The sequence below is a fragment of the Methanothermobacter sp. CaT2 genome (assembly GCF_000828575.1).
GTDB lineage: Archaea > Methanobacteriota > Methanobacteria > Methanobacteriales > Methanothermobacteraceae > Methanothermobacter.
In genome coordinates this window covers 183,608-207,910 of record NZ_AP011952.1, presented here as the reverse complement: position 1 = coordinate 207,910, position 24,303 = coordinate 183,608, and the positions used below count along the sequence as shown (strand labels likewise).

The following is a 24,303-nucleotide window of genomic DNA, read 5'->3' as shown; positions in this document are numbered from 1 at the left end:
TGTGTACCAATAAATATATAAAAATACAAAATACTTAATTGTCCATATTTAGGATATAGTATTTAGTTATAAGGTGGTTAAATGTCGATAGATTCCAATGGTAGTGATAAGAAAACTGGAAAGTTTGCCGGCTGGTGGAACCGCAGGGGACCCCTAACAAGGGTGGCCATCATTGTCCTTGGGATAATCATCTGGTCCGCCGCCGCCTATTCCTATGGTTACGATAAGGGTCTTGCTGGAGCCATAGAATACGAAAAGGACTCCTTCCAGGTGAGCATTGTGAACTACACAATCCAGAAGGGCGAAGGCGGATTATATGAGATCCAGGGGGAAATCCAGAACAGCTATGATAAACCCATACTGCTCAACCCAAGCCTGGAAGTGAAGGGCTTTGACTCCAGTGGTGAAATGGTACTGTACGCCCCCCTATTCATAACCGGTTCAGGGGAAATCAGGCCAGGTGAGAAAGTGAAGTTCAGGGGAGATTGCCCCATCCTTGAGGGTTACAGCCCCAATGATATCCTCATTGGGATTAAAACAGAATGTTCCGGTTATTCATGGGCATAGAAAGGTGATCTGAATGGCTGAGGATTTCCGTGAAGAGAATAATGGAAACTTTTTCATACGCTGGTGGAGGAGGAGGGGGACCTTCACAAAGGCAGGTATAGTGGTATCCCTCGTCATAATATGGGGGTTGTTGATGTTCATGATGGGTCACAGCGATGGCTCATCCTATTTCTACAACCTCCACATGGGGGATGTCCAGGCAGAGGTGCTCAACTACACAGTGCTGGTTGATCCCAGCGAAGGCTACGTGGTGGAGGGTGTGGTCCAGAACAGGTACAGGTCCACACTCCTACTGGACTGTGTGTGGGTCAAGGGCTATAACTCAGATGGAGAGGTCATTGCCCTTGGAATGGCTCCGGTCTTCACCAATTCATCCACGGTAAAGACTCTGAGGCCTGGAGAAACCGCCTACTTTAAAACAACAGATTGGGCATTTGAGGATGGATACTACCCTGAGGATATAGCCTCCTTTGGTTTAACAGCCAGGGGTAACCTCTTAACACCCTCAGGGACTTTATGTGGGGTGAAGATAGAGTGATGGTCTGATGTACCCCTTTCCATCATGTGAAGAGCAGGGTGAGAAAGAGGGATATCGCCAGGCACATGAGGAAAAAAATTCCAACTGTACAGCAGCATGCAGAGATATCCTTTGCCTCCTCAGGAACAGGCATTCATACACACCCCCATCTTCTAATTTTTTTAGGGAACTGGAGATTCATGAAACCTTCTGATTTCATTGTACTGAGGCTGTCAAATTTCTGAAAGATTAAAATTCCTAACATGACACTCCAGTAGCTTTCCTTTTTCATGTCATTTATTATTTATTTGATTATAATATTTTTCATGAACATATATATAATATCTGTTGAATGGATGAGCTTATTGTAAAGTCAGGTTCCAGAGGATTAAAGATAGAACACACGATAAGATGGAAGATACAGATCTAATCAGCTGAAAAACTGCTCTGAACCTAACATAACATCCCTGTATTCCCTGAAAGGATAAGTGGTTCGGGTCAGAATCAAATTCAGAACCCTGCAGTTATCCAACTCTTAACCATTCACCTCTCATATTCCGCCTCCTCTTCAGCTGAGACACTGGTAAGTCTCACGTGTTCAACTCCCCGTAGACCCATCATCCTCTCTGTGAGTTCACGTATCTCTGCAACATCACCCCTCACCACGAGGACCTCAAGGCGATGTTTTTCTGTGAGGTGAACCCTCATGACAGCGTCTATGTACTCCCTGTAGTGGTGCTGTATGTCGGCTATTTCCTCCATTGCCCCTGTGTGGTGGTTGTAGATCACCGAGACTATCCCTGTCCTCTCACCCTCCATCTCACTCATCCACCTGTACCTGACAATGTAGTCCTTTATGGCGTCCCTTATACCCTTGGACCTTGACTGGTATCCCCGGTTCCTCAGTACCTCATCAAATTCCTCAAGAAGTTTAGCTGGAAGAGACATGCTTATCCTGGTCATTGTGGTCATGGTATCACCCCTGATCTGTGACACCCTAAAATCTGTGTATGAAGTATAAATAATTAAATATTATTAAATGGCATAATAATGCAACGTATGTATTACTATATTGCATCTAGTCTTATAACAGCATTTATAGAGGTGTCTGGAGGTTCTGTAACATCCTCCTGGTTTGAAAGATAGGATAATCACGGTCAGATTACCCCATTAAAAATGAAATACTCTCCTTAGAGGTTCCTCCCTGCCCTGCGGGCCCTCATGAGGTTTATCTCCCTGCGGGAGTCATCCCCGGGCACCATGCCCCCAAGGATCTCCATGGTGACATTCTTAACACCCACCCCCAGCAGCCTGTCACCTAACATGACACTGCGCATGCTCTCTGCAATGCCTGTACCCTCAAGGTGTTCCTCTGTGTGGCCTGCAGAGCAGAGCACCACAGCCTTTTCAATATCAATCCTCGTACCCCGCTCTCCATCCTCATAGAAGTAGGCGTAGCCGTAGGTCCAGACCCGGTCAAACCATCCCTTGAGTTTTGCGGGGCAGTCACTCCACCAGAGGGGATAGATGAACGCAAGGGCATCGGCCCTTCCGATCTTCTCATGCTCCTCCATAACATCCTCTGGTAATGGTGACCCCGCCTCCTGGCTGATCTCCCTGAGGTACTCCTCCTGACTCAGCTCCGACCTGAAGTTCATCCTGTAGAGGTCCCCGACCTCATATGTGTGTCCGGCTTCACTGAGGCCCTCTGTAAATGCCTCCAGAACCTCCCCTGAAAAGGACGTCCTGGATGGATGTGCAAAGAGAATATAGACGTGCATATGAATCCCCTGCCATGTTATGTTGCAGGACACATTTATAATCCTCAGGACGTGCAGAAATCAATGTTACAGAGCACACCTATTAAAGTCTCCTCCTGTAGTGAAGCTGCCTAAAGGGTACCGTGACCTCTGTACCCCCTCCATCCTCCCTGAGGAGTATCCTCAGGTCTCCCTCTATCTGCCTGGCAAGATTCAGTGCAAGTTGGAGGCCCATCCTCTTTTCACCTGAAAACCCCACACCATCATCCATTACCCTCAGACAGTACTCTGAGTTCATTCTGCTGATTTCAACCTTCACGGTGCCTCTGCCCTGAGGAAACGCATGCTGAAGGGAGTTGGATACCAGTTCATTTACTATGAGGGCCAGTGGCATGGCTGTCTCAACGTTGAAGGTATGCCGGGCGTCTATGTGGAATTCAACATCCAGTGCATCAAATACTGATCTGAGGTTTTCTGATATCCTCATTATGCACTCATGCATCTTAACCTCTGCAAGGCTCCCCAGCCCATACACGGATTCATGGATGGCGGCCAGTGTCTGGACTCTGGTTGATGTCCTGATGAGAGCCTCCCTTGCATCCTCACCGGCGGATCTTATCTGCATGTTTATGAGGCTCAGGATGATCTGGAGGTTATTCTTCACCCGGTGATGGAGTTCCCGGAGCAGCGCATCCTTCTCCATGATGTTCCGCTGGAGTTCCTCCTGTGCCCTCATGAGGTCTGTTATGTCGGTGAGGGAGATTATTGCCCCCTCATCCAGGGGAATGTACCAGCCGGTGAAGTTTCTATCCCCCGCTTTAAGGCTTCTGATGTATGAGGGTGCCCTGGCATCCATGAACCTATCATGAATGGACCTGCAGTCAATTCCAAGTTTCTTCATTGCCCTGTTGAGGTGCAGTGGATTGCCATCTTCATCGATGACTGCAACGGCCTCCTCAAGGTTCTCAACCACATCCCTGAAGAATCTGCGTGCCCTCCTGAGCCCCCTTTCATTCATGAGGCGTTCATGGTCAACTGTGTTGAGCCTGTAGGCTGTGAAGGTTATGGTAACTATGATGAGCGCCACTGTCAGTGAAAGGAGGAATATCTCTGCGGGGAATGGCAGCTGGTCCCGGCCCCTCAGGATCAGGACTCCTGTGACCGTTATGGCTGTGAGCATGGTTGCAAGGAGCACCCGTGCCGTGTATCCCCCCATCATTCCTGAGAAGAGTGGTTCAGTGACTCCCCTCTGGGGATAGAGGCCCAGTAACCCCACAGCGGCCATGAAGAGCTCAGCTGAAATGATGGGGTCCACCCTGAGTGCCTCAACAACCTCCACCACACCTGTGAGGTGGGTCATCACCAGGGCATAGGCTATGATCCCTGTGATGTATGCCAGTGTCTGCCCTGCATGATAGTGTCTGCGGATAAGGAGAATCAGACTGGTCGAATAGGCCGCCAGCAGGGGTGGAGGTAGAACTGTATGCAGACCCTGAAATCCCAGAATGAACTGGAGTGGGATTATCAGGACTGATAGGGATAGTGCTGTTCTTCTATGGGAGAAGCCGGCGAGAATTATCGATGCACCAAGCAGCACAAGAGACATGTGGAGAATGGGGAGGTCCCGGGGGGACCATCCACCTCCAGCCATCATGAGGAGTGCCGCGGATGAGAAGAGAATCAGAAAGAACCCCATCAGATGGGGTACAGTATTTTTCATGTTCATATCCTTTTTAAAGGGAACAGAGTCCATCTGAATACCTCATACCTATCTGAGGAGGTTAAACATAAAAATTTTTTGAAAAAACAATAAAAATGTGGTTATTAAATCACTGAAACCGCATCCATCATTGCAATGAACAAAAAGAGTCATTTTACAGGTTACATGTGTCCCTGACCCTTCATCCGATTCATCTGTGTAACGTGAGGACACAAAGCTTATATACTGTTTACCACACAGTAATGTGCACAACACATAACAGTGTAGTATGAGGGTCATGAGATGGGTGGCATATGTGAAAGATTCGAAAAGGAAATCAGACGCGGGGCCATACAGCTCGCAGTGGTCTGCCTCCTTGAAAGGGAACTTTACGGCTATGAAATTGTTAGAAAACTCAAAGAATCAGGGTTCAGGGTCGAGGAGGGAACCATCTACCCCCTCCTGAGGAGACTCGAGGGGGAGGGAATCCTCAAAAGCAGCTGGATGACAGGTGAGGCAAGGCCCAGAAAATATTACAGAATCACAGATTACGGTAAAAAGGTCAGAAAGAAATGGCTTGAATTTTTCAGGGCAGTGAACCAGGCCCTCAATGAAATTGAAACCACAATGGAGGAATATCAATGAATAAACTTGATGAATTCATAGAAAGGGCAACCCTGAGACTACCCCCAGAGGAAAGGGAGGAGGTTGCCCGTGAACTCAAAACCCACATACTTGACAGTGCAGAGGCAATAGCCGCATCAAGAAAAACCGATGTCACCGAGGAGGTGATAGCCGAGGCCCTGGAGAGGATGGGTCCAGCAGAGAAAATAGCAGAGATGTACCCCTCAGAGAGGAAATGGAAACCTGGAAAGATCGTGGAGTCAGGAATCTGCGCAAGGTGCGGTACCTGTGCCGTTATATGCCCCAACAATATCATATCATTCGACGGACGCCCAGAGCTCCGGGAGGAGTGCCTCAGAAACGGCCACGGTATGTGCTTCGAGGTATGCCCCAGGGTCTCCTCAGACGCTTACCAGATCAGCATAAGGGAGAAGTTCCAGGAGAAGGTCTACCATGGGAGGGGACCCATCAGGGGCCAGGACGGGGGCGTGGTGACATCATTCCTCAGACACCTCCTTGAGAAGGGTGAAATCGACGGCGCCATAGTCGTGGGTGACGAACACTGGAAACCTGTATCACTCCTTGTGCAGACCGCAGAGGACCTTGAGGAAACAAGCGGGTCAAAGTACAGCATATCCACCCTTGAAGCACTGAGAACAGCAGGAGACCTTGGAATTGAGAGGGTGGCAGTTGTTGGACTTCCCTGCCAGATAAACGGTCTCAGGAAACTCCAGTACTTCCCCTACCTTGCAAAGCATGACCTGGAACTTGGAAGAAAGGGCAAACCCGTGAAACTCCCTGAGATACGTTACCTCATAGGCCTCTTCTGCACCGAGAAATTCGAATATGGCGACCTCAGAAAGGTGCTGAGGGAAAATGGTATCAGAATGGAGGAGGTTGAAAAATTCAGCATCCGGAGGGGTAAGCTTGAGGTTGACCTCGGCGATAGGAGGGAAACCCTTAACCTCGGGGACATCAGGATCTCAGAGGGCTGCAGATCCTGCAGGGACTTTGACGCTCACCTTGCAGACGTCTCTGTGGGCTCCGCTGGAAGCCCCGAAGGCTACTCAACCATCATAGTGAGAACCAGGAGGGGCGCTGAAATAGCCGGTGCAGTTGAACTCATGGAGGGTGCAGACACCGCAAAAATAGAGAAGATGAGGGACCTTAAACTCAGAAGATTCCAGAGGGAACTTGAGAGAAGGAGAAAGAGTGGTGAATACATCTCCTTCTACTGGACCTCAGATTACCCTGGTGTATCCAGGAGGGCCGATGGCACCTACTTCATAAGGGTCAGGGCCCGGCCATCAGGCTGGTACAGCCCCCCAGAGGTGAAGGAACTTGTCAGGATCGCCGAAAAATACGGTGCAAGGATCAAGGTCACCAACAGGGGATCCTATGAGCTCCATGATGTGAGTGGCTTTGATGTTGAGGAGGCAGTGGCTGAACTCAACTCCGCAGGGCTACTCACAGGCTCAGAGGGCCCCCTTGTAAGGGCCACACTTGCCTGTCCAGGTAGGGAGAACTGTGGAAGCGGGATCATAGACACCACAGCAATCTGCAGTGCCATAGAGGATAGGTTCAGGGAGATGCCAGCACCCTACAAGTTCAAGATAGCGGTGAGTGGCTGTCCAAACAGGTGCATGAGGCCCCAGATCCACGATGTGGGTGTCGCGGGTGTTGAATTCCCTGAGACAGTTGAGGAAATCTGTAACGGTTGCGGCAGGTGCTTCGAGGTCTGCAAGGTTGAGGCCATCAGCGTGCGTGGTGAGACATCCTACACCAACCATGACCTCTGCGTTGGCTGCGGTAAATGCATAAAGGAGTGTCCACACACTGCAAGGAGGGCCAGTGAAGAGGGTTACATACTCTACATAGGCGGTAAGGCTGGTAGAGAACTGGTTGAGGGTATAAAGACCCGTGTTGACACTGTTGATGAGATACTGGAGTACATAGACGCTGTTATAAGGGTCTACACCAGGTACGCCAGCAAGCCGCAGAGGGAGAGGCTTGCATCAACCATGAAACGTGTCGGTGAGGAAAAATTCATGGGTGAGGTGAGGAGGCTCATAAAGGAGAGACCACATTAAGCAGTGAGAAATCTAATAAAAAAAGGAGGGATCCCCAGGGATCACTCTAACTTCACAGTCTCAAGTAGGGAGTCAAATGTTGCGTCATTCTTTGGTCCGCTGTACATGAATGCATAGCCACTTGTCCTGTTGAGTTTCAGGTACACGAAGACCGTCTGGGTCGTTGAATCGGTGGCCTTCACCATTGCTGCGTTACGCCCGGCGACCTTTATTATGCTGGATGATACAACACCCTCATTGCTGGCCATCTCCCTCCTGACGGTTTCAGGATCCTTCAGGTAGTAACCGGCACCTGCACTTACCTCTGCAACTGCAAGCTCTGAGGTGCTGTTACCAAGGTAAACTATGACGTCCTTGGAGATTCCCACCTCCTTCTTGAAGGCCCCCTGCGCCCCTGCAGGGTCAAGGGTCTCCCATGATGCGGGATATGTGAAGTTCAGTTTTCCGTCAGAGAAGCTCTTACTGGGGCTCCTCACTCACACAACCAGATACAAGGACCGTTGCGGCCACAAGAAACAGAAATAAAATTTTCTTCATATTCAACCTCCCATAATAATTGTTGTCATGGATATGATTTATAATTTATCCCGGAGCCCATCAACATATAAATAGAGGGCCATTGAAAGATCAGGAACTATGGTGTGGGCCATGTGGCAGCCAGGTCAGGGTTTTTGGGAACTATATATATACTTCCTCCCCAAAGTATAAATACCCGCATGATTAAAGATTCATGATCTGTAGAATTGATTTTAGGTTGATAACCATGAAGGTGAAGGAATGGTGTATGTTCTGTGGGGAATGTGCAGGTGTGTGCCCACGGAACCTCATAGAGGTCAGGGAGAATTCCCTGAAATTTTCAGAGGACCAGTGTAGGGAATGCAACATATGCATACAGGTGTGCCCTGTTAGGGCCCTTGAGAGGTGATTGACATGGTGACTGAAGTTGATGTCCTTGTGATTGGCGCTGGACCAGCCGGTTCAACAGCAGCAAAACACGCCGCCATGGGCGGTGCAAGTGTACTCCTCATTGACAAGAAATCAGAGATAGGGGCCCCGAAGAGGTGCGCCGAGGGGGTCTCTGTTGGAGGCCTAGAGTCCCTGGGGATAGAGCCAAACCCCCGCTGGATCACAAAGAAACTTGATGGTGTGCGTCTGGTCTCCCCCAACGGCACAGATGTATGGCTGACCTCAGATAAGGTGGAGCTGCCAGAGGCAGGATACATACTTGAGAGGAAGGTCTTTGACAAGCACATGGCAATGGACGCTGCAAGGGCAGGGTCACGGATCATGGTGAAGACCCTTGCAACCGGGATGGAGAAAACCGGTGACGGGTACCTTGTCAGCGCAGAGTGCATGGGCAGGGAGTTTGAGATAAAGGCCAGGATAGTCATCGCAGCCGACGGCCCCGAGTCAAGGGTTGCAAGGTGGGCCGGCCTAAACACAGCCACGAGGCCCAAGGACATGGAGTCAGCGGCCCAGTTCGAGATGGTCGGAGTGGAGATGGAGGACAATAACTGCATCGAATTCTACTTTGGAAGCGTGGCCCCCGGTGGATACGCCTGGATCTTCCCAAAGGGTGACGATATCGCCAACGTGGGCCTGGGGGTTCTCTCAACAGAGACCGATAAGAGCGCCTATGAACACCTGGTTGAATTCGTTGAGTCATGCCCTGCAACAAAAAACGCTCAGCCTGTTGAACTCAACATAGGTGGGGACCCAGTTGGTGGCATGCCAAAGGAACTTGTGGCCGACAGCCTCATGGTTGTTGGGGACGCTGCAGGTCAGGTGAACCCCCTCACAGGTGGCGGAATAATAAGCGGCATGACCGGTGGTATGCTGGCAGGAAGGGTTGCTGCTGCAGCGGTCAGTGAGGGTGATGTCAGCAAAAAGAGGCTCAGTGAGTACGAAAGGCTCTGCCGTGAGGAGATCGGGAAGGAGATAGACAGGTACCTCAAGGTCAAGGACTACATGCTTACACTCAGTGACAGTGAACTAGATTCAATCGCAGAGGCATTCCAGGATGTCGAGTTTGAGAAGGTGAGCACCACAGAACTCGTTAAGAAGCTCATAAAGGTCTCACCAAAGGCCCTCATTAAACTGGGCAAACTCTTCTAATTTTATATTTGGGTGGCAGTGAAGAACCCATTAACTGAAACCTATCCCTTTAATCTATTTCCAGAAAATTTAGTTAAACTTATCTGATCTGATTTTTTAGAATTCTCCACTGTAAAAAGAAAAGAGCATCTAACCCACCAGAAGCACCGCTATGCATACCAGGTAGAATGCCACAAGAACCCTGTGGTAAAGCAGATCAGCCACCTCCACCATCCGCTCCCTTTCTGTGAAGTTGGATAGATAAAGTGGTACAGTGGCTATGAAGGGCGGGACTATCACAAGGAGGATCTGCAGCATGCTGATGTAACCTCCAGTGTAGCTCCAGGCAAGGAGGACACAGAACAGAACAGAAACCAGGGTTGTCGGAACCTTTCTCTCCTTGTACATGAGGTATGTGCCCATACCTGCAAGGTACATTAAAATGTAGACCGGGACCGGGACAATGAGGATACCCCCCAGGAGGACAGCGGCGGATGCCAGTCTCAGAACCGTGTTTGTGGCGGTACTCGCTAGTGGTGCGAGGGGGGTGTCCTTCAGTCTGAGGGGTGGGAGTGTGTAGATGAACTGGTTGAGGACCATGAGAAGGAGTATCAGGCAGAATAGCGGATGAATGATATATGCGAGTGCAGTGGATGCCACAAGAAGTACGCCTATAAAAAGCAGGACATCCCTGGGTTCAACATGGTTCTCTATGAAGGGTCTTCCCCTCTTCATGCGGTCGTTCCTGTCAGTTTCAATGTCAGTGAAGTCGTTAAGTGAATAGAGAGCCCCCCAGAGGAGCGTCACGGTGAAGAGTCCTGAAATGAATCTGATGGGGTCTGCATCTGAGGCATAGGTGAGTGCCAGAAGGTACATGTGGATGTTCTTGGCACACCAGCTCATTCTCGTTGAACGTAGGAGTGTACTCAGCATGATCTCATCTTCTCCAGAACGGTTCTTGGTCTGCATCCATATAATTCTATGTAACGCCTTATCTCTTCCTCATCAGCACCTGAATGGGCCTTTATTATATTTAAGGTTTCAGTTACGGTGTAATCTATCCTTACAGCTGTGAAGGGGATCCTGAGGGTGTGGAAGAGCACTGACGAGAGGATGGGTATGTCAGTGAAGATGTCCAGCTTTTTACCCCTGAAGTAGAACCTCCAGGCTGTCTGGAAGATTATGTTCATGTTCCTGAATGCCCCCCTGTTTCCCATGTACTCACGAATGCATCTCAGGTAGAACTTCAGTGTTTCAGATCCCGCCGTGGCTGTCCACTGGCTGAAACCCATGAACTCTGAGAAATCGTGGCTGTCATGGAATCTGTCAGCAAAGACCACAGCATCAAATTCAGCAAGTTTCCTGTAAAGATCCCTCCTGTTATCTGCACCGAGCTCCGCCTTCATCTCATCTAAGAGGTGCCTGAACACATAATCTGCGTCCACATCCGATGACTCAAGGTTACATGGCACTTCATATACATCAAGCCCCACCTCCTGGATACCCCTGTAGAGGTTGGCTGATTTACCTGTCCCTGGGGCGCCCACAACATGGAGTATGTTGCCGCGGGACTCCCTGATAACCTCAAGGGCTTCAAGAAGCCTTCTGTAGGACTCCGTCTCAACGAAGACACTGTTATCAGATGCCGAGTTCACCTTGTAGTCCATAATAATAATTAATGACAGGGAACATATAATCTGTTAGGTGATACCATGAACCTCAAGACCCGTGCATTCAATGATGGTGGAAGGATACCCTCAAGGTACACGTGTGATGGTGAAAACATATCGCCACCCCTCTCCTGGGATGGTGTACCTGAGGAGGCCCAATCCCTTGCACTCATATGTGATGACCCCGATGCACCCTCAAAGGTGTGGACCCACTGGGTTATATTCAACATACCCCCCACCTCAGGGGGGCTTGATGAGAATGTTCCAGCGATGGGGAGGCTACCTGATGGGTCAGTCCAGGGCTACAACGACTCTGGAACCATAGGCTACAGGGGCCCCTGCCCTCCATCCGGTGTGCACAGGTACTTCTTCAGACTCTACGCCCTTGACACCATGCTGGACCTTGAACCCGGGGCTGGTAAGGAGGATGTCCTTGAGGCAATGGAGGGCCATGTACTGGCTGAGGCAAGGATAGTGGGGCTCTACAGGAGAGAATAGCTACTTCAATCACTAGAAGTCACTGCAGACCGGAAAGCTGGTTAATACAAAGAAACAAAACTAAATATTGTTAGGAACCCTAAGCTTGGCAGGAAGGGCCTTTATACGGGCAGGTGCACCGATTGCCAGTGACCATGGGGGCACGTTCCTTGTTACAACCGCACCTGCCGCCACCATTGCACCCTCACCCACCTCGATCCTGGAGAGGAAGGTGGAGTTTGCACCTATGGATGCCCCCTGCCTTATTATGGGACCCCTCAGTTTGTACTTGACCCTTATGGGGTAACGGTCGTTGGTGAAGCAGGCACAGGGTCCTATGAAGACATTGTCCTCTATGTAACTGTTCTTTGGCAGATACACATTTGACTGGATGCTGACATTGCTCCCTATCTTTGAGTGGCCCTCAATGACCGTGTTTGTACCTATGAGTACATCATCACCTATGGTTGTCTTCTCCCTTATCAGGACGTTGTGGCCGGTTCTGAGGTTATCACCTATGGTAACATCATTGTATATCACGGTATTTGAGCGCAGAAGAGGGTTTTTACCTATAACAGGAGGTTTACTGAACTTCTTGTAGCCATAACCCACTATTATATTCTCACTTTCCCTTTTATAACCCCATTCCTCTTCCTGATCGCCAAAAAGAAGGCTTTTAATGTTTGGCATTTGCCTATGCATCCCCCAACACGGTTTTATTAAAGTTCAGGTACCACCTGGAGATGAAATCCATATCCACTCTTTATATTAAATATTGGCCGTATCTATAATATACTTTACTTCATGCAGATCATCCATCATTTAATCAGACCATAAAAAAAGGGTACTTCAATTCAGGTGAATAATTCCGGGAAGGATTCTATGGATCCAGATGAACTTGCGGTTCTCATAAGGGAGGTCAGATCCGATATAGGCCATGAGGATACAGAGGTGCGGATAGCCGAGGCCATATTCAATGGGGAAAGGGACGAGCTCCTCATAGTCGCACCTGACCGTTCAGATAAGTCCATCATAATAGGGAAGGGTGGATGGGTTGTGGGCAGGCTACGGGAGAGACTTGGTATCAGGAGGATCCACGTTGAATCAGAGATTGACCTCATAATGAGGAGGGAACGGGTTAAATTTGCACTTGAGCGTCTGGCTGAACTCAGGGGATCCTTCAGGGTGCTCTCCCTGCTTGAGGAACCGCTGAGGAAACGGCTTGAATACCCTGCAGGGCTTGACTTTCTCACAGAAAGTGACAGTGCACCCCGCAACTCCATCAGAGAGCCCGACACTGCTGTGGCACTATCAGGGGGTACTGACAGTTCATTTTCACTCATAGCGGCCTTTAATCTTGGTTTAAACTCCGTGGCATTCACTGCTGACCCCGGCACCATCGTACTGCCAGGGCACGTCAGGAGGGTGGTGGATGAACTCACAGCTTCCCTTGGGGTGAGGCACGAGTACATCAGCATGGATTTCAGTGAACTTCAGAGGGATGCCCTCGAGGGGAGGTTCCACCCCTGCGGCAGGTGCTCATCCATGATCGAGGAAATCGTCATGGAGAAAATAAAGAATGAGGGAATTGATACTGTGATATTCGGCGATCTCCTCTCAACAGGATACGGTTCCCTCCAGGTGCGCGATGATGTTCTCCGTGTTAATCTGCCGGCGCTCTTTGCAGCCTCAAAGCAGGAGCTGAAGTCCGCTGTATCCTCTTATGGTCTCAGGGTCACTTCAGGGTTTGGCTGTCCCCTCCTTGGGGAGGTTCACCGCAGGTATCCGTATATGAGGCGCTACTCAATCCAGAGGGTCCTCAGGGAGACCCGTGCCGGTGTTCTTGAACCCGGTGAGGCCCTGGAACTCGTATGGAGTATCTGCGGCTCCCGGCGAACTAACTGAATATCTTCAGAAGACCGTAGGCTATGAGGAACACACCAACCAGATACCCGACAAGCTGCGGGTATATTATCATCAGTATACCGATGAGTACCGCCAGAAGTCCAACAACCCTTGTTTCAGTTTCAGATTTCATGTAATAATTATATGTCAAAAATGATATATAAAATTTCTGCCCACTGAGAAAAAAATAACCCTTAAGTTGTCCTCTCAGACTCCACAAAGGCTCTGATATCATCAATGGCCGCCCTGACCATCTCAGGGGCTGGTCCGCCTGGAACCATCCTCATCCTGACATTCTCAAGTGGATCAAGGGCCCTTCTCACAAGTTCCTGGTCAAGTCCAAGTCTCTTCCCGGTAACCTCAAGGCTCACCTCATCAAGGTACTCTGAATCTATGTCAGAGGGCCTGAGTCCATCGGCGATCGCCCTTGTGACCAGCCTTCCAACTATCCTGTGGGCCACCCTGAAGGGTATGCCGCGCTCCCTGACAAGGATATCTGCAAGGTCCGTTGCGGTTGCAAAGTTGGCCCCTGCAAGTTCAAGTGCACGCTCATGGTTAACCCTGATGCCCAGGAGCATCCCCCTCACGACACGGATCATTGACAGTGCCGTGTCGGTGGCCCTCCAGAGGTGGGGTGTGATCTCCTGGAGGTCCCTGTTGTAGGTGTAGGGGAGGGCCTTCATGATTCCAAGTACAGAGAAGAGTGCCCCCTGGATCGTGGAGGTCTTTGCCCTGGCTATCTCGGCCACGTCAGGGTTCTTCTTCTGGGGCATTATCGATGATGTTGATGAGAATTCATCAGGGATCTCTATCATGCCAAACTCGTAGGTGCTCCAGAGTATCATCTCCTCTGAGATCCTGCTGAGGTTCACCGCCAGCACTGATAGGTCAAATATCGCCTCTGCTATGAAGTCCCTTGCACTCACCGCGTCCATGGAGTTCCTCATGTAATCAGAGAACCCCAGAAGTTCCGTTGTGAGTTCCCTGTTTATCGGGAAGGTTGTGGTTGTCATGGCCGCGGAACCCAGCGGGTTGATGTCAATCCTCTTAAGGGCGTCCTGGAGCCTCTCATAGTCCCTCTTGAGGGAGTGGGCATAGGCCATGAGGTGGTGGGCCAGGGTTGTTGGCTGGGCATGCTGGAGGTGGGTGTAGCCAACCATGACAGTCCCTGTGTGCTCAAGTGCCATTTCAGCTACCTTATCAATAAAATCAAGGAGTTCGTGGCTGATTATTTTTATCCTCTCCCTCAGGGCCAGGCGAAGGTCAGTTGCAACCTGATCGTTCCTGGATTTACCTGTGTGCATGAACCCTGCTTCCTCACCTATCCTGGCTGTCACATAGTTCTCAACAGCCATGTGGATATCCTCCACCGATGGGTCCATGTCAAGGGCCTCGACACCCTCCTCCCTGAGGGTTTCAAGGGCTTCTATGATCTTATCCGCCACTTCCTCAGGTATTATACCCTCATGGGCCAGCATCGTTGTGTGTGCAATGTTACATTCAACATCCGCCTCGAATATGTGGTGGTCGAATGTGAGGGATGAGGTGAACTCTGCTGCCTCATCCTCCATACCCCTCTTTAATCTGCCAGCCCTCAGGTTCAAGTTTCCACCTATTCCCTGTTTTTCCATTCGGTGTATCCGCACTTACCGCAGGCGTACCTGTCCCCATGGTCAGCCATGAAGACACCGTTTGAGCATCTCACACAGAAGGGGTTCTTCCTTACGAGTTTATCCCCCTTTACCTCGTAGAGTTCGAACTTCTTCATCTATTCCTCCTCCTCTTCCTCTTGTGCCTCTGTGTTCTTCTTTATGACGTGTTCAGGTTCTATCTCGGTGAGTTTATCCATTGAATCATATATCTTGGCGTACCCTGAGGCCCTTGGCTCGCCGAATCCCTGGTCGATCTTGTCGACCACAAGGAGGTCCTTATCGGCGTCGAGCATTGCGACGAGTTTGTTCTTAACATCAAGGACCTTTGGTGTTGATTCACCCTCATATAAGCATTCGAACCTTATCTCCTTTCTGTTTAAGAGTGGGTTTTCCTTTTCCTCGATTATTCTGATCTCCATTCTATGCCTCCTCAAAGTTTTTTATGAGTTCTTCAGCTCTTTTCCGTGTTTCGATGGCCCTCACCAGCACAACACCCTCATCTGGCTGTCCATAAAGGATGACGGTGTCTGCCGGGGCCATTAAGATTGATGGTAAAACAGCCAGGTCCTCCTCTCCATCAACGACTATCATGAAGCGTTCACCGGCTCTGGCCCCATCTATGGCCTTTTTGATGGAGTTCCAGAGGTCCTCTGTTATGGTGCCTGGCGGGTTTGTGGATCTGATAATGGTTGCTGTGTCATTGAATTCATGGTCAGAATCCCTTCTCTGGATCCTGTTATCTATTATGCTGATGTCCGGTTTCAGGCCATGCTCCAGTGCATTGCGTGTTGTGACATCACCAACCGTTATGAGAAACGAATCCCCCACGTCAATGTTTCTGAAGGATTCGTGGAGCTCTCCAAGGGGTTTCTTGAGCTCTGCCCTGAGTTTTTCCGGTAGAACGTACACTATCTGACCCTCAGTGCGTATTCACCAGGAAGTTTTATATCCAGTTCCCTGGCTATGTCTGATTTCTCTGGATCTATGATTATGAGCAGTCCGCTCCAGTTGGTGGATGCTGGAACATTGCAGACCGGGCAGCGTTCGTCGCTGGTGATTCTCTTACACCTTGTGCATGCCTTCTCAGTCATTTTTTACTCTTCCTCTTCTCTTCTTCAATCCATTCGAATTTACCAAGACCGGGCTGCCTCATGGTGAGCCCAACCTTCACGCCCTCTCTTCGGCCCTTGAGGCTCAGGGCGACTATCCTTGCCCTTACAAGGTCGCCCTCATCCAGGCGTTTACCCGTCTCCTTACCTGTGAGGGAGCCCTTCTTGGCATCATAGGTTATGTAATCGTCTGTAACCTGTGAAACGTGCACAAGACCGTCCACCGGTCCAATGCGCACGAATGCTCCGAACTCTGCAATCTCTATTACCTCGCCCTCAACGATCTCATGGAGTTCTGGTTTGAAGAAGAGGGCTGTGAATGTCACCTCATGGTAGGCAGCGCCGTCACCCATTATGACCTTTCCGATTCCTATGTCCTCTATTTCCTTTACGGTTATCATCTGGCCGAGGTTCCTGTCCATCCTTCCAACGTAGGTTTCGTTGAGAACCTCTATGGCAACCTCCTCCAGTGGCTCCTCAAAGCGGTCTGGAGGTATTCTGACTGTATCAACAATTTTTGTTATATAATACAATGGGATCCCCCATTAAAAAGATTACTCCATACATTTCTCTCTGTAGAGTTCTATGGAGTGGTTTACGGCTTCAAGTGCCTTTTCGGCGCCCTCCCATCCGATTATCTCTGTCTCCTTACCTTCAAGGTTCTTGTAGACCTGGAAGAAGTGTGCTATCTCCTTCAGGATGTGTTCAGGTAGGTCTGATATATCATTAACATCACTGTAGTGGGGGTCCTCCACGGGCACCGCCAGGATCTTGTCGTCCTGGTCCCCACCATCGATCATCCTGAGAAGGCCTATGGGCCTTGACTCTATGATGCATCCAGGGAACGTTGGTTCATCCATGAGTACCATGATGTCCATGGGGTCGCCGTCATCATAGAGGGTCCTGGGTATTATACCGTACTCCGCAGGGTAGAATACCGGTGAGTAGAGTACCCTGTCAAGTGCGAATGCCTCAAGGTCCTTGTGGTATTCATACTTGTTCCTTGAACCCCTGGGTATTTCAACAACTGCATATACTACCTCTGGTACTGATGGTCCAGGTTCAATATCCTTCCACAGATTCATAAAAAACCTCCTATATTCATATATGCCCATCAACTGCAAGATATTTTTTCTGCCTCAGGTACACCACGGGTATGCCCTGTGACCTCGCCCTTTCCCTGAGCTCCCGGTCAGCGGTGCAGAGCACGTCTGAGATCCTGAGAAGCGCATCGTCAACAGATTCGCCCTCACGGAGTTTCTCATCAACCACCCTGAATGGTGGTCTTCGTGCAAGGGCAAGGCCAATGGAGGCGGCTATCCTTGCATCACCACCTGAATGCCTCCTTATGCCCTCAAGTTCCCCTATCACAAAGGATGGGACAAGGAGCTCATGGGTCGGGAAGAGCCTCCGGAGCTCAGATACTATATCGACCCTGAACTGGTGGGGTATCATAAAAAATTGGTGTCTATAACCACCCTATTTGATGATACCATATCCTATCAGCCTCCATCTTGCTCCAACCCTTCTTGATAGGGCTATCCTCTGACCCTCCTCTGCGCAGGCAGGTAGTTTCAGGACGACATCAGCGTCATCAGCCCTCGCTGATTTAACAACACCCACGGTGGTTGTGGTACCCACGTTTATCATCAGGGGCTCCCCTGTCTTTATGGGCTCCACCTTGGTCTCCTCCTTGGTACCCACGACCCTCTCAAGGAGGTGGGTCTCCATGGTGAAGGAGTGCCTCACAGGTGGCAGGGTGCCGGGTTCACCGGCCACTGAACCTGAAAGTGAATCTGCCTTGGTCAGTGAGGGGTCAAGGAGGGTTCCGACACCCACAAGGCCCCCGGGACCAACCTCGTCCATCTCCTCTCCCCCTGCCACAAGGCCTGTGATGTTGGAGTGGAGGCTCATCCAGGACTGTTTACCGTCCTTTTTAACCTGTATGCCGGGTTTTATCTCTATCTCATCCCCGACCCTGAATTTACCCTGGACAAGTGAGCCACCTATAACCCCACCTGCAAGGTGTTCAGGGTCAACCCCTGGCTTGTTTATATCAAAGGACCTGGCCACGTACATCCTGGCAGGTTTATCAACATCCCTTTCGGGTGTTTTGATTTTCTCCTCAATTGTCTCAATGAGAATGTCAATGTTGGCGCCCTGCTGTGCAGATACAGGTATTATAGGTGCATCCTCAGCACATGTACCCTTCACGAATTCCTTGATCTCCCTGTAACTCTCAAGGGCCCTTTCCCTGGAGACTATGTCTATCTTGTTCTGGACAACGATAACATCCTTAACCCCTATCACATCCAGAGCCATGAGGTGCTCCTTTGTCTGGGGCTGGGGGCATGGCTCATTGGCGGCTATTACCAGTATGGCGCCGTCCATGAGGGCGGCTCCAGAGAGCATGGTTGCCATGAGTGTTTCATGTCCCGGTGCATCCACAAAGGATACCTTTCTCAGAAGCTCTGTCTCTGTGCCGCACCTCTCACAGATCTCTGCAGTTGTGTAGCACATGGGGGCTTCACACTGGGGGCACTTCCTGAAGGTTATGTCAGCGTAGCCCAGACGGATTGATATGCCCCTCTTGGTTTCCTCACTGTGGGTGTCTGTCCAGACACCTGAAAGGGCCTTTGTAAGGGTTGTTTTACCATGGTCCACGTGCCCCACAAGACCAATGTTTATTTCAGATTGATTTTTCACGGATTACACCTATAAAATCTTTTATTATTCCTCATCGGCGCCAAGGAGCTCTTCAAGTGGCTTCTCACCCTTTTGGATGACCACGGTGTTTATCTGTACTATGTCCTCTGATACTGTGTTTCCCCTGAATGTTTTCCTTCTTCTTTCACCCTTACGTGCAGGTTTGTATCCCACGCCACCTGATACAAGGCTTCTAACTCTCCTTGCACCTGGTACTGTCTTTTTCATGGGGAAACCGTTCTTATCGCTTCCACCTGTGATTTTCAGTCTGTATCCCTTGAGGCCTATTACTGAACCATCGAATTCGTCCCCTATTGTGAGGCCAATGAGGGCCTTTGATTCTGATGGTTCTACCTCCATCTGGACACTCTTCTCCTTATCTGAAATCACAACCTTAAATGCCAATATATCTCCTCCTTTCTTCACAATTAAAATGGTGCCTTCATTCCCCAGTCAGGATTCTTCTTCCGCTTGATCTCAGCTATCCTCTCCAGAAGATCAAGTTCTTCCTCTGTGAGATCCCCTGAGAGTTCATCCACGAGTATTCTGTAGTGGTTCTCGGGTATGTCAACGTAGAGCGTGTCGCCCTCGTTGATTGTCTTCCCGTAAACGGCGTCCTTGATTGCCATTGCGACCTTCTGGCCGCGTGATGCTGATTTGAGGTTTTTACCCTTATCCTGCATGCTTTCAACGGTACCAACAGCTTCTCCTTCCTCGTTCATGAGGGGATAATCCTGCTTTATGACACCTGCAAGGACCTCAACACCCCCAATTGCCGGTTTGCTCTGCCTGAAGACAAGTTTCGGGATGAGCCTTATGCTTGCAGGTTTTATGATCGCATCCATCCACTTTTTCTTCTTCTCTTCCTCAATGGCCCTGACCCATTCCTCATATTCTTCCATGAGCCTGTAGATGACGTTTCCCTGGAAGAGTTTGATGTCTGAGTTCTTGAGTTCCTGGGCCGCTGATGGGATCACCTTCACGTTGAAGGCTATTATGGCCCCGTAGACCCTGTCCTCCTGGAGGGATATTCCTGCATTCACAACGTCCCTCCTTGAAACGTCCCCAATGTCAGCCACCTTGATGGGGACATCCATGTCCCTCAGTATCTTCACCACTGCTTCAAGGGACCCCAGGGTATCGGCCTTTACAACCACACCCGCCTCGTCGGTGTCTATCTTGATGTCCTCTATTTCACTGAGTATCTCTTCTCTGACCTTCTCTGGATCCGTCACCACACGGAGGGGTGAGCCCGCCATTACATCGTCGATGTCAGGTGCCACGATCTTTATACCCGCAGCAGCCACCACCTCGTCCACCTTCTGGAACCTCTTCCTGGACTCCCTCATCTCCTCGAGGGGTCTGGGTTTGAGAAGTGACCTTATCCTGGTGGATATGACATCCGTTGATGTCATCATGGCGATGGTGTCGTTCTTACGGAGTATGCCGTCATAGATAACAGCGTCAATGGTCATCCCGAGACCTGTCTCCTCCTTAACCTCAAGGATGGTCCCCCTGGCAGGGGAATCCTCCTCAATCTTCAGCTGTTCCCTGAGGTACTGCTGCGCAAGTCCCATGAGCATGGTGAGGAGTTCAGGTATTCCCTCTCCGGTCACCGCACTTATGGGTATTATGCTGACCTGTGAGGCGAAGTTGGTTACCCTGTCGAACCTCTCTGATTCGAAGCCCTCCTCGTGGAGTTTCCCCACAAGTTCATAGACCTTTGTGTCCAGTTTCTGCTGGACCTGAATGTCCTGTTTGCTGAAGGTCTCCATGAAGGGTCGGCCCTCATGGGCCCTCCAGCCGTGGATCTTGTCTATCTTGTTTGCAGCCACCACGAATGGTGTCCTGTACATCTTCAGGATATTGAGGGCCTCCTGTGTCTGGGGCTTGAATCCCTCATTCATATCAACGATGAGTATTGCAAGGTCTGCAAGGGCCCCTCCACGTTTACGGAGGGTTGTGAACGCTTCATGGCCAGGGGTATCTATGAAGAAGAGTCCTGGCAGCGTCTCCCTGATTGAGAATTTTTTAAGGAAATCTCCGCATATGTTTTCAATGACATCCATGGGTATCTCTGTGGCCCCTATGTGCTGGGTTATACCGCCCGCCTCCCTTGCGGCAACTGCACTGCCCCTTATATGGTCAAGGAGGGTGGTTTTCCCGTGATCCACATGTCCGAGTACTGAAACTATGGGTGATCTGATCTTCATTGAAATCTCCGCGTTCATTCCTCGTATACCATTTCCCTGTCAGGCATCTCGTAGCTGCAAATTTCTGATTCCTTAAAGAAAAGTTTAATCTCCCTCTCAGCTGATTCTGGAGAATCTGAGGCATGGATTATGTTTCTACCTGTTTCAAGGGCGAAGTCTCCCCTGATTGTTCCAAGTTCTGCCTCTGCAGGGTTTGTTGCGCCCACCATCTTCCTTATGATGGAGATGCAGTCCTTACCCTCTATGACCATTGCAAGGACTGGTGCTGATGTTATGTAGTCCACAAGGTCCCTGAAGAATGGTTTTTCCCTGTGTTCCTGGTAGTGTTCCATTGCAAGGTCTTCCGGGATCTGGAGCATTTTGGCAGCGACTATCTTGAGTCCCTTATCCTCGAAGCGGGATATTATCCTTCCTGCGAGGCGCCTCTTTACTGCGTCAGGTTTTAGCATTACAAAGCTTTTTTCCATCATTTTTTAACCCATTTAACTTTTCTTGGAACCCTTCCCAGTTTGATCATGTTTTTCTCGCATTTGCTGCTGCAGAAGAAATAGATTGTGCCGTCCTTCTTAACGTACATCTTTCCTGTACCTGGCTCTATTTCTTCATGGCAGAATGAACAGACTCTCATTTACAAACACCTGCCTGATCAGGGGGTCCTGATTTCCTTTGCCTCTCTGATTGTGTCAAGAAGCATCAGGATATCGCCTTCCCTTATTGGACCCATGACGTTCCTTGTGAGTATCCTTCCCTTATCTCTTCCATCAAGGATTCTGCACTTGACCTGCATTACCTCTCCAGTCATTCCGGTTCTCTTGAGAACCTCAATAACCTCTGCTGGAGTTGCTTCCTCCATTAAACCACCTTTATATTAAATTGAAGGTGAAAGGCTTTTTCTGCCTTTCATCTATTTTTTAAGTTCTTCAACCTTTTCTATTATTTCGTTTATGAGGTCCTCGGCGTCGCCGGCTTCAACTATGGCTGCTGATGCTGTGCCGACGTTGAGACCTGCGGCTGCACCCAGTTCATCCTTGGTTGGAAGGTATATGTATGGTATTTCCTTTTCCTCTGCAAGGAGTGGGAGGTGAGCCACTATTTCGGCTGGTTCAACGTCCTCAGCTATAAGTACGAGCTGTGCGACTCCCCTTTCAACTGCCTTGGTAACCTCGTTTGTACCCTTTGATATCTTACCTGTTTCCCTGGCTATTTCAAGTGCCTCTGCGGCCTTGTCAGCCAGTTCCTTTGGTACATCAAATTTCACATAGATTGCCTTTGCCATGTTATTTACCTCCTTTTTCATCTGGTTTTTCTACCATCCATCGGTAATTACACCAATCTGGACAACTAATCCAAGTTATGGATTAACATGAGGTGGGTAGTACCCTTTATATGTTCTCTGTATATAAAACTTGCTGGATACAGATTTTCATCAGAAATCGTACTTAGATTAATCCCGGATAATCCAGTTAGACACCCAGGAAAACAAGGATTAAATAAAATTGTGGGCTCATCACATATAAAGTTTTGCCGCAGGCAAAAAGGGAATGAATGATGGATGTATGTGAGAATTACATCCTCTTAGCTGCCAGTTCAATGTCAGAAGCCTTAACAGTTTTCCTTCCAGCATGTTTTGCAAGTTTAACTGCATTCAGGGCGATCTCTTCACCTTTGGCTTCAAGGACTTTTGCAAGGGCTTCCCTTGCATCATCACTTACCCTCTCTGCACCGGCATTCTTTATTATTCTTCCAATTGGAGCTATTGGCAATTCCATAATTAACCACCTCATTTTATGTACTATAATCTATCCATATTATCCTATATAAATATATCGCTAATCTGGAGGTCTCTCTGGCTCATTGATTGGTTCATGTGGCACCTAAACAGAATCAGTATATTCACAAGTGGCTGGAGGGTGAGAGATTAACCTCAGAGTGTTCTAATGAAAAATAGAAAAACTTAAAACAGAAAAAATATTCATGAAAATTTAAATGTTTATTAGGTTCTCTTTCTCCTTATAACGGACCTGAGCTGGTCTATATCGGGTTCAACCTCAACTGGTTCTGTTGAAGCCCTTATGGCGGTGTCAGGATCCTTAAGTACGTGACCTGTTACAACGCAGACCACGCGCTCGCCCCTGTCAATGACACCCTCATCCACCAGTTTCAGCAGGCCTGCTATTGATGCTGCAGACGCCGGTTCAACACCTATACCCTCCCTCCTTGCAAGGAGTTTCTGGGCAGATAGTATCTCCTCATCGGTCACTGTCTCGGCATATCCATCTGACTCATAGATGGCCCTCAGTGCCTTGAGGTAGCTCACAGGCGCCCCGATCCTTATGGCGGTTGCAACCGTCTCAGGGTTCTTAACAGGGTCAATCTCCATCTTACCCTTCCTGAAAGCCTCAACCACGGGTGCGGCACCCTCTGCCTGTATACCTGTCATCATTGGCCTCTCATCAATGAACCCTGCCCTGTGGAACTCTGAGATACCCTTCCATATGGCTGATATGTTCCCTGCGTTACCAACCGGGAGGATGATGCGGTCCGGGGACTCCCAGCCAAGGTCATCCACTATCTCAAAGCCTATGGTCTTCTGCCCCTCAAGCCTGAAGGGGTTAACCGAGTTGAGGAGGTAGAGCTCCCCCATGAGGGCAAGTTCCGTTACCGCCTCAAGGGCCTCATCGAAGTTTCCCCTGACAGATAAGACCTGGGCACCATGGAACATTGCCTGTGCAAGTTTGCCAAGGGCAACCTTACCTGAAGGGAGGAGCACCACGCAACCGAGACCGGCCCTTGCTGCGTAGGCTGCAAGGGAAGCGGAGGTATTGCCGGTTGAGGCACAGCCCACAGTATCAACGCCCAGTTCAACTGCCTTTGTGATACCAACACTCATACCCCTGTCCTTGAAGCTGCCTGTCGGGTTGGAGCCCTCCACCTTCACGTATAGTTCAATGCCGACTTCCCTGCCAATGTTATCGCACCTCACAAAGGGTGTTCCACCCTCATCAAGGCTCACTATCTTTGAGGGGTCCACAGGCATGAACTCCCTGTACTTCCACATGTTCTGCCTTCTGCAGCTGAATGTGTCCCTTGAAACCTCGACTTCACATTCAACCTCCAGCACTGACCCGCATTCACTGCAGGTGTATATGATCTCGTTCAGTTCATACTCCTTACCGCATGATATGCACCTTATCACATAGTCACCATCCATTGAGTGTAT

33 protein-coding genes are annotated in these 24,303 nt (G+C 49.6%); 8 read left to right on the top strand and 25 right to left on the bottom strand.

Going from position 1 to position 24,303, the window contains the following annotated elements; translation table 11 throughout:
* The first annotated feature begins 81 nt into the window (after positions 1 to 81).
* Positions 82 to 567: a hypothetical protein gene (locus tag MTCT_RS01240; RefSeq protein WP_048175200.1), complete on the top strand. Its 486-nt coding sequence runs from the start codon at positions 82 to 84 to the stop codon at positions 565 to 567.
* Between the two features lie 13 nt (positions 568 to 580).
* The gene (locus tag MTCT_RS01235; protein WP_048175199.1) at positions 581 to 1,105 is read left to right on the top strand and encodes a hypothetical protein; all 525 of its coding nucleotides are present in this window, start codon (positions 581 to 583) and stop codon (positions 1,103 to 1,105) included.
* A 522-nt stretch (positions 1,106 to 1,627) separates the two neighbouring features.
* Here the strand turns inward: MTCT_RS01235 and nikR are convergent.
* The 3 genes from nikR to MTCT_RS01220 all read right to left on the bottom strand — a co-directional run bounded on the left by nikR (position 1,628) and on the right by MTCT_RS01220 (position 4,540).
* Entirely contained in the window at positions 1,628 to 2,047 is a 420-nt protein-coding gene (gene nikR, locus MTCT_RS01230) for a nickel-responsive transcriptional regulator NikR (protein ID WP_048176484.1), read from the bottom strand.
* Positions 2,048 to 2,274: 227 nt separating this feature from the next.
* Positions 2,275 to 2,865, bottom strand: coding sequence for an NAD(P)H-dependent oxidoreductase (locus MTCT_RS01225; protein WP_048175198.1), 591 nt, complete (start codon positions 2,863 to 2,865; stop codon positions 2,275 to 2,277).
* Positions 2,866 to 2,947: 82 nt separating this feature from the next.
* Positions 2,948 to 4,540, bottom strand: coding sequence for a sensor histidine kinase (locus MTCT_RS01220; protein WP_158498081.1), 1,593 nt, complete (start codon positions 4,538 to 4,540; stop codon positions 2,948 to 2,950).
* Between the two features lie 306 nt (positions 4,541 to 4,846).
* Here MTCT_RS01220 and MTCT_RS01215 point away from each other — a divergent pair, with 306 nt between their 5' ends.
* Together MTCT_RS01215 and MTCT_RS01210 are read left to right on the top strand one after the other, a co-directional pair.
* On the top strand, positions 4,847 to 5,188 hold the full coding sequence (locus tag MTCT_RS01215) for a PadR family transcriptional regulator (RefSeq protein WP_048175196.1): 342 nt from the start codon (positions 4,847 to 4,849) through the stop codon (positions 5,186 to 5,188).
* Entirely contained in the window at positions 5,185 to 7,257 is a 2,073-nt protein-coding gene (locus MTCT_RS01210; protein WP_084126081.1) for a Coenzyme F420 hydrogenase/dehydrogenase, beta subunit C-terminal domain, read from the top strand. The genes MTCT_RS01215 and MTCT_RS01210 overlap by 4 nt, the downstream gene beginning before the upstream one ends.
* 41 nt (positions 7,258 to 7,298) lie before the next feature.
* Here MTCT_RS01210 and MTCT_RS01205 read toward each other — a convergent pair whose 3' ends face one another.
* A complete protein-coding gene (locus MTCT_RS01205) occupies positions 7,299 to 7,733 on the bottom strand; it encodes a hypothetical protein (RefSeq protein WP_048175195.1) in 435 nt (144 codons plus the stop codon).
* Between the two features lie 287 nt (positions 7,734 to 8,020).
* Here MTCT_RS01205 and MTCT_RS01200 point away from each other — a divergent pair, with 287 nt between their 5' ends.
* Positions 8,021 to 8,182 (top strand): 4Fe-4S binding protein, encoded by a 162-nt coding sequence (locus MTCT_RS01200; RefSeq protein WP_013295546.1) that lies wholly within the window; start codon positions 8,021 to 8,023, stop codon positions 8,180 to 8,182.
* Between the two features lie 8 nt (positions 8,183 to 8,190).
* Positions 8,191 to 9,372: an NAD(P)/FAD-dependent oxidoreductase gene (locus MTCT_RS01195; protein WP_048176481.1), complete on the top strand. Its 1,182-nt coding sequence runs from the start codon at positions 8,191 to 8,193 to the stop codon at positions 9,370 to 9,372.
* Positions 9,373 to 9,501: 129 nt separating this feature from the next.
* Here the strand turns inward: MTCT_RS01195 and MTCT_RS01190 are convergent, their stop codons facing one another.
* A complete protein-coding gene (locus tag MTCT_RS01190; RefSeq protein ID WP_048175194.1) occupies positions 9,502 to 10,284 on the bottom strand; it encodes a UbiA family prenyltransferase in 783 nt (260 codons plus the stop codon).
* Positions 10,278 to 11,018, bottom strand: a complete 741-nt coding sequence (locus MTCT_RS01185; protein ID WP_048175193.1) for an ATP-binding protein — start codon at positions 11,016 to 11,018, stop codon at positions 10,278 to 10,280. The genes MTCT_RS01190 and MTCT_RS01185 overlap by 7 nt, the downstream gene beginning before the upstream one ends.
* 45 nt (positions 11,019 to 11,063) lie before the next feature.
* Here MTCT_RS01185 and MTCT_RS01180 point away from each other — a divergent pair, with 45 nt between their 5' ends.
* On the top strand, positions 11,064 to 11,519 hold the full coding sequence (locus MTCT_RS01180) for a YbhB/YbcL family Raf kinase inhibitor-like protein (RefSeq protein WP_048175192.1): 456 nt from the start codon (positions 11,064 to 11,066) through the stop codon (positions 11,517 to 11,519).
* A gap of 60 nt (positions 11,520 to 11,579) precedes the next feature.
* Here the strand turns inward: MTCT_RS01180 and MTCT_RS01175 are convergent, their stop codons facing one another.
* The gene (locus tag MTCT_RS01175; RefSeq protein WP_048175191.1) at positions 11,580 to 12,188 is read right to left on the bottom strand and encodes an acyltransferase; all 609 of its coding nucleotides are present in this window, start codon (positions 12,186 to 12,188) and stop codon (positions 11,580 to 11,582) included.
* Between the two features lie 192 nt (positions 12,189 to 12,380).
* On the opposite strand from MTCT_RS01175, the gene MTCT_RS01170 reads away from it, so the two are divergent.
* Complete coding sequence (locus MTCT_RS01170; RefSeq protein ID WP_048175190.1) at positions 12,381 to 13,403, top strand: ATPase; 1,023 nt, start codon at positions 12,381 to 12,383, stop codon at positions 13,401 to 13,403.
* Here MTCT_RS01170 and MTCT_RS09265 read toward each other — a convergent pair.
* The 18 genes from MTCT_RS09265 to thrC form a co-directional block, all read right to left on the bottom strand.
* A complete protein-coding gene (locus MTCT_RS09265; protein ID WP_171770393.1) occupies positions 13,396 to 13,536 on the bottom strand; it encodes a DUF3096 domain-containing protein in 141 nt (46 codons plus the stop codon). The genes MTCT_RS01170 and MTCT_RS09265 overlap by 8 nt on opposite strands.
* 61 nt (positions 13,537 to 13,597) lie before the next feature.
* Positions 13,598 to 15,007, bottom strand: a complete 1,410-nt coding sequence (gene argH / locus MTCT_RS01165; RefSeq protein ID WP_048175189.1) for an argininosuccinate lyase — start codon at positions 15,005 to 15,007, stop codon at positions 13,598 to 13,600.
* Between the two features lie 8 nt (positions 15,008 to 15,015).
* Positions 15,016 to 15,171: a 30S ribosomal protein S27ae gene (locus MTCT_RS01160; RefSeq protein ID WP_013295537.1), complete on the bottom strand. Its 156-nt coding sequence runs from the start codon at positions 15,169 to 15,171 to the stop codon at positions 15,016 to 15,018.
* Positions 15,172 to 15,474: a 30S ribosomal protein S24e gene (locus MTCT_RS01155; protein WP_013295536.1), complete on the bottom strand. Its 303-nt coding sequence runs from the start codon at positions 15,472 to 15,474 to the stop codon at positions 15,172 to 15,174.
* 1 nt (position 15,475) lies between these two features.
* On the bottom strand, positions 15,476 to 15,964 hold the full coding sequence (locus MTCT_RS01150; protein WP_084126078.1) for a GTP-dependent dephospho-CoA kinase family protein: 489 nt from the start codon (positions 15,962 to 15,964) through the stop codon (positions 15,476 to 15,478).
* A complete protein-coding gene (gene spt4 / locus MTCT_RS01145; protein ID WP_013295534.1) occupies positions 15,964 to 16,146 on the bottom strand; it encodes a transcription elongation factor subunit Spt4 in 183 nt (60 codons plus the stop codon). The genes MTCT_RS01150 and spt4 overlap by 1 nt, the downstream gene beginning before the upstream one ends.
* Positions 16,143 to 16,688, bottom strand: coding sequence for a DNA-directed RNA polymerase (rpoE, locus tag MTCT_RS01140; RefSeq protein WP_171770409.1), 546 nt, complete (start codon positions 16,686 to 16,688; stop codon positions 16,143 to 16,145). The genes spt4 and rpoE overlap by 4 nt, the downstream gene beginning before the upstream one ends.
* Positions 16,689 to 16,718: 30 nt before the next feature.
* Positions 16,719 to 17,249, bottom strand: coding sequence for an inorganic diphosphatase (locus tag MTCT_RS01135; protein ID WP_048175187.1), 531 nt, complete (start codon positions 17,247 to 17,249; stop codon positions 16,719 to 16,721).
* Between the two features lie 16 nt (positions 17,250 to 17,265).
* Positions 17,266 to 17,619, bottom strand: coding sequence for a PIN domain-containing protein (locus MTCT_RS01130; protein ID WP_048175186.1), 354 nt, complete (start codon positions 17,617 to 17,619; stop codon positions 17,266 to 17,268).
* Positions 17,620 to 17,643: 24 nt separating this feature from the next.
* On the bottom strand, positions 17,644 to 18,870 hold the full coding sequence (eif2g, locus tag MTCT_RS01125) for a translation initiation factor IF-2 subunit gamma (RefSeq protein WP_048175185.1): 1,227 nt from the start codon (positions 18,868 to 18,870) through the stop codon (positions 17,644 to 17,646).
* A 24-nt stretch (positions 18,871 to 18,894) separates the two neighbouring features.
* Positions 18,895 to 19,275: a 30S ribosomal protein S6e gene (locus MTCT_RS01120; protein WP_048175184.1), complete on the bottom strand. Its 381-nt coding sequence runs from the start codon at positions 19,273 to 19,275 to the stop codon at positions 18,895 to 18,897.
* Positions 19,276 to 19,298: 23 nt separating this feature from the next.
* Positions 19,299 to 21,083, bottom strand: a complete 1,785-nt coding sequence (gene infB / locus MTCT_RS01115; RefSeq protein WP_048175183.1) for a translation initiation factor IF-2 — start codon at positions 21,081 to 21,083, stop codon at positions 19,299 to 19,301.
* 14 nt (positions 21,084 to 21,097) lie between these two features.
* On the bottom strand, positions 21,098 to 21,553 hold the full coding sequence (gene ndk, locus MTCT_RS01110; protein ID WP_048175182.1) for a nucleoside-diphosphate kinase: 456 nt from the start codon (positions 21,551 to 21,553) through the stop codon (positions 21,098 to 21,100).
* Positions 21,550 to 21,711: a 50S ribosomal protein L24e gene (locus tag MTCT_RS01105; protein WP_013295526.1), complete on the bottom strand. Its 162-nt coding sequence runs from the start codon at positions 21,709 to 21,711 to the stop codon at positions 21,550 to 21,552. Before MTCT_RS01105 ends, ndk begins: the two co-directional genes overlap by 4 nt.
* An 18-nt stretch (positions 21,712 to 21,729) precedes the next feature.
* A complete protein-coding gene (locus MTCT_RS01100; protein ID WP_013295525.1) occupies positions 21,730 to 21,936 on the bottom strand; it encodes a 30S ribosomal protein S28e in 207 nt (68 codons plus the stop codon).
* Between the two features lie 51 nt (positions 21,937 to 21,987).
* Entirely contained in the window at positions 21,988 to 22,359 is a 372-nt protein-coding gene (gene rpl7ae / locus MTCT_RS01095) for a 50S ribosomal protein L7Ae (protein WP_048176479.1), read from the bottom strand.
* A 289-nt stretch (positions 22,360 to 22,648) separates the two neighbouring features.
* The gene (gene hmtB / locus MTCT_RS01090) at positions 22,649 to 22,852 is read right to left on the bottom strand and encodes a histone HmtB (protein WP_013295523.1); all 204 of its coding nucleotides are present in this window, start codon (positions 22,850 to 22,852) and stop codon (positions 22,649 to 22,651) included.
* A gap of 224 nt (positions 22,853 to 23,076) precedes the next feature.
* Positions 23,077 to 24,279, bottom strand: a complete 1,203-nt coding sequence (gene thrC, locus MTCT_RS01085; protein ID WP_048176478.1) for a threonine synthase — start codon at positions 24,277 to 24,279, stop codon at positions 23,077 to 23,079.
* Positions 24,280 to 24,303: the final 24 nt, after the last annotated feature.

Bases quoted from the DNA above. Each gene is read 5' to 3' on its own strand.
- MTCT_RS01240 (WP_048175200.1), top strand. From the start codon at position 82: ATGTCGATAGATTCCAATGGTAGTGATAAGAAAACTGGAAAGTTTGCC.
- MTCT_RS01235 (WP_048175199.1), top strand. From the start codon at position 581: ATGGCTGAGGATTTCCGTGAAGAGAATAATGGAAACTTTTTCATACGC.
- nikR (WP_048176484.1), bottom strand. From the start codon at position 2,047: ATGACCAGGATAAGCATGTCTCTTCCAGCTAAACTTCTTGAGGAATTT.
- MTCT_RS01225 (WP_048175198.1), bottom strand. From the start codon at position 2,865: ATGCACGTCTATATTCTCTTTGCACATCCATCCAGGACGTCCTTTTCA.
- MTCT_RS01220 (WP_158498081.1), bottom strand. From the start codon at position 4,540: ATGGGGTTCTTTCTGATTCTCTTCTCATCCGCGGCACTCCTCATGATG.
- MTCT_RS01215 (WP_048175196.1), top strand. From the start codon at position 4,847: ATGGGTGGCATATGTGAAAGATTCGAAAAGGAAATCAGACGCGGGGCC.
- MTCT_RS01210 (WP_084126081.1), top strand. From the start codon at position 5,185: ATGAATAAACTTGATGAATTCATAGAAAGGGCAACCCTGAGACTACCC.
- MTCT_RS01200 (WP_013295546.1), top strand. From the start codon at position 8,021: ATGAAGGTGAAGGAATGGTGTATGTTCTGTGGGGAATGTGCAGGTGTG.
- MTCT_RS01190 (WP_048175194.1), bottom strand. From the start codon at position 10,284: ATGCTGAGTACACTCCTACGTTCAACGAGAATGAGCTGGTGTGCCAAG.
- MTCT_RS01185 (WP_048175193.1), bottom strand. From the start codon at position 11,018: ATGGACTACAAGGTGAACTCGGCATCTGATAACAGTGTCTTCGTTGAG.
- MTCT_RS01180 (WP_048175192.1), top strand. From the start codon at position 11,064: ATGAACCTCAAGACCCGTGCATTCAATGATGGTGGAAGGATACCCTCA.
- MTCT_RS01175 (WP_048175191.1), bottom strand. From the start codon at position 12,188: ATGCCAAACATTAAAAGCCTTCTTTTTGGCGATCAGGAAGAGGAATGG.
- MTCT_RS01170 (WP_048175190.1), top strand. From the start codon at position 12,381: ATGGATCCAGATGAACTTGCGGTTCTCATAAGGGAGGTCAGATCCGAT.
- MTCT_RS09265 (WP_171770393.1), bottom strand. From the start codon at position 13,536: ATGAAATCTGAAACTGAAACAAGGGTTGTTGGACTTCTGGCGGTACTC.
- MTCT_RS01160 (WP_013295537.1), bottom strand. From the start codon at position 15,171: ATGAAGAAGTTCGAACTCTACGAGGTAAAGGGGGATAAACTCGTAAGG.
- MTCT_RS01155 (WP_013295536.1), bottom strand. From the start codon at position 15,474: ATGGAGATCAGAATAATCGAGGAAAAGGAAAACCCACTCTTAAACAGA.
- spt4 (WP_013295534.1), bottom strand. From the start codon at position 16,146: ATGACTGAGAAGGCATGCACAAGGTGTAAGAGAATCACCAGCGACGAA.
- MTCT_RS01135 (WP_048175187.1), bottom strand. From the start codon at position 17,249: ATGAATCTGTGGAAGGATATTGAACCTGGACCATCAGTACCAGAGGTA.
- MTCT_RS01130 (WP_048175186.1), bottom strand. From the start codon at position 17,619: ATGATACCCCACCAGTTCAGGGTCGATATAGTATCTGAGCTCCGGAGG.
- infB (WP_048175183.1), bottom strand. From the start codon at position 21,083: ATGAAGATCAGATCACCCATAGTTTCAGTACTCGGACATGTGGATCAC.
- ndk (WP_048175182.1), bottom strand. From the start codon at position 21,553: ATGATGGAAAAAAGCTTTGTAATGCTAAAACCTGACGCAGTAAAGAGG.
- MTCT_RS01105 (WP_013295526.1), bottom strand. From the start codon at position 21,711: ATGAGAGTCTGTTCATTCTGCCATGAAGAAATAGAGCCAGGTACAGGA.
- MTCT_RS01100 (WP_013295525.1), bottom strand. From the start codon at position 21,936: ATGGAGGAAGCAACTCCAGCAGAGGTTATTGAGGTTCTCAAGAGAACC.
- rpl7ae (WP_048176479.1), bottom strand. From the start codon at position 22,359: ATGGCAAAGGCAATCTATGTGAAATTTGATGTACCAAAGGAACTGGCT.
- hmtB (WP_013295523.1), bottom strand. From the start codon at position 22,852: ATGGAATTGCCAATAGCTCCAATTGGAAGAATAATAAAGAATGCCGGT.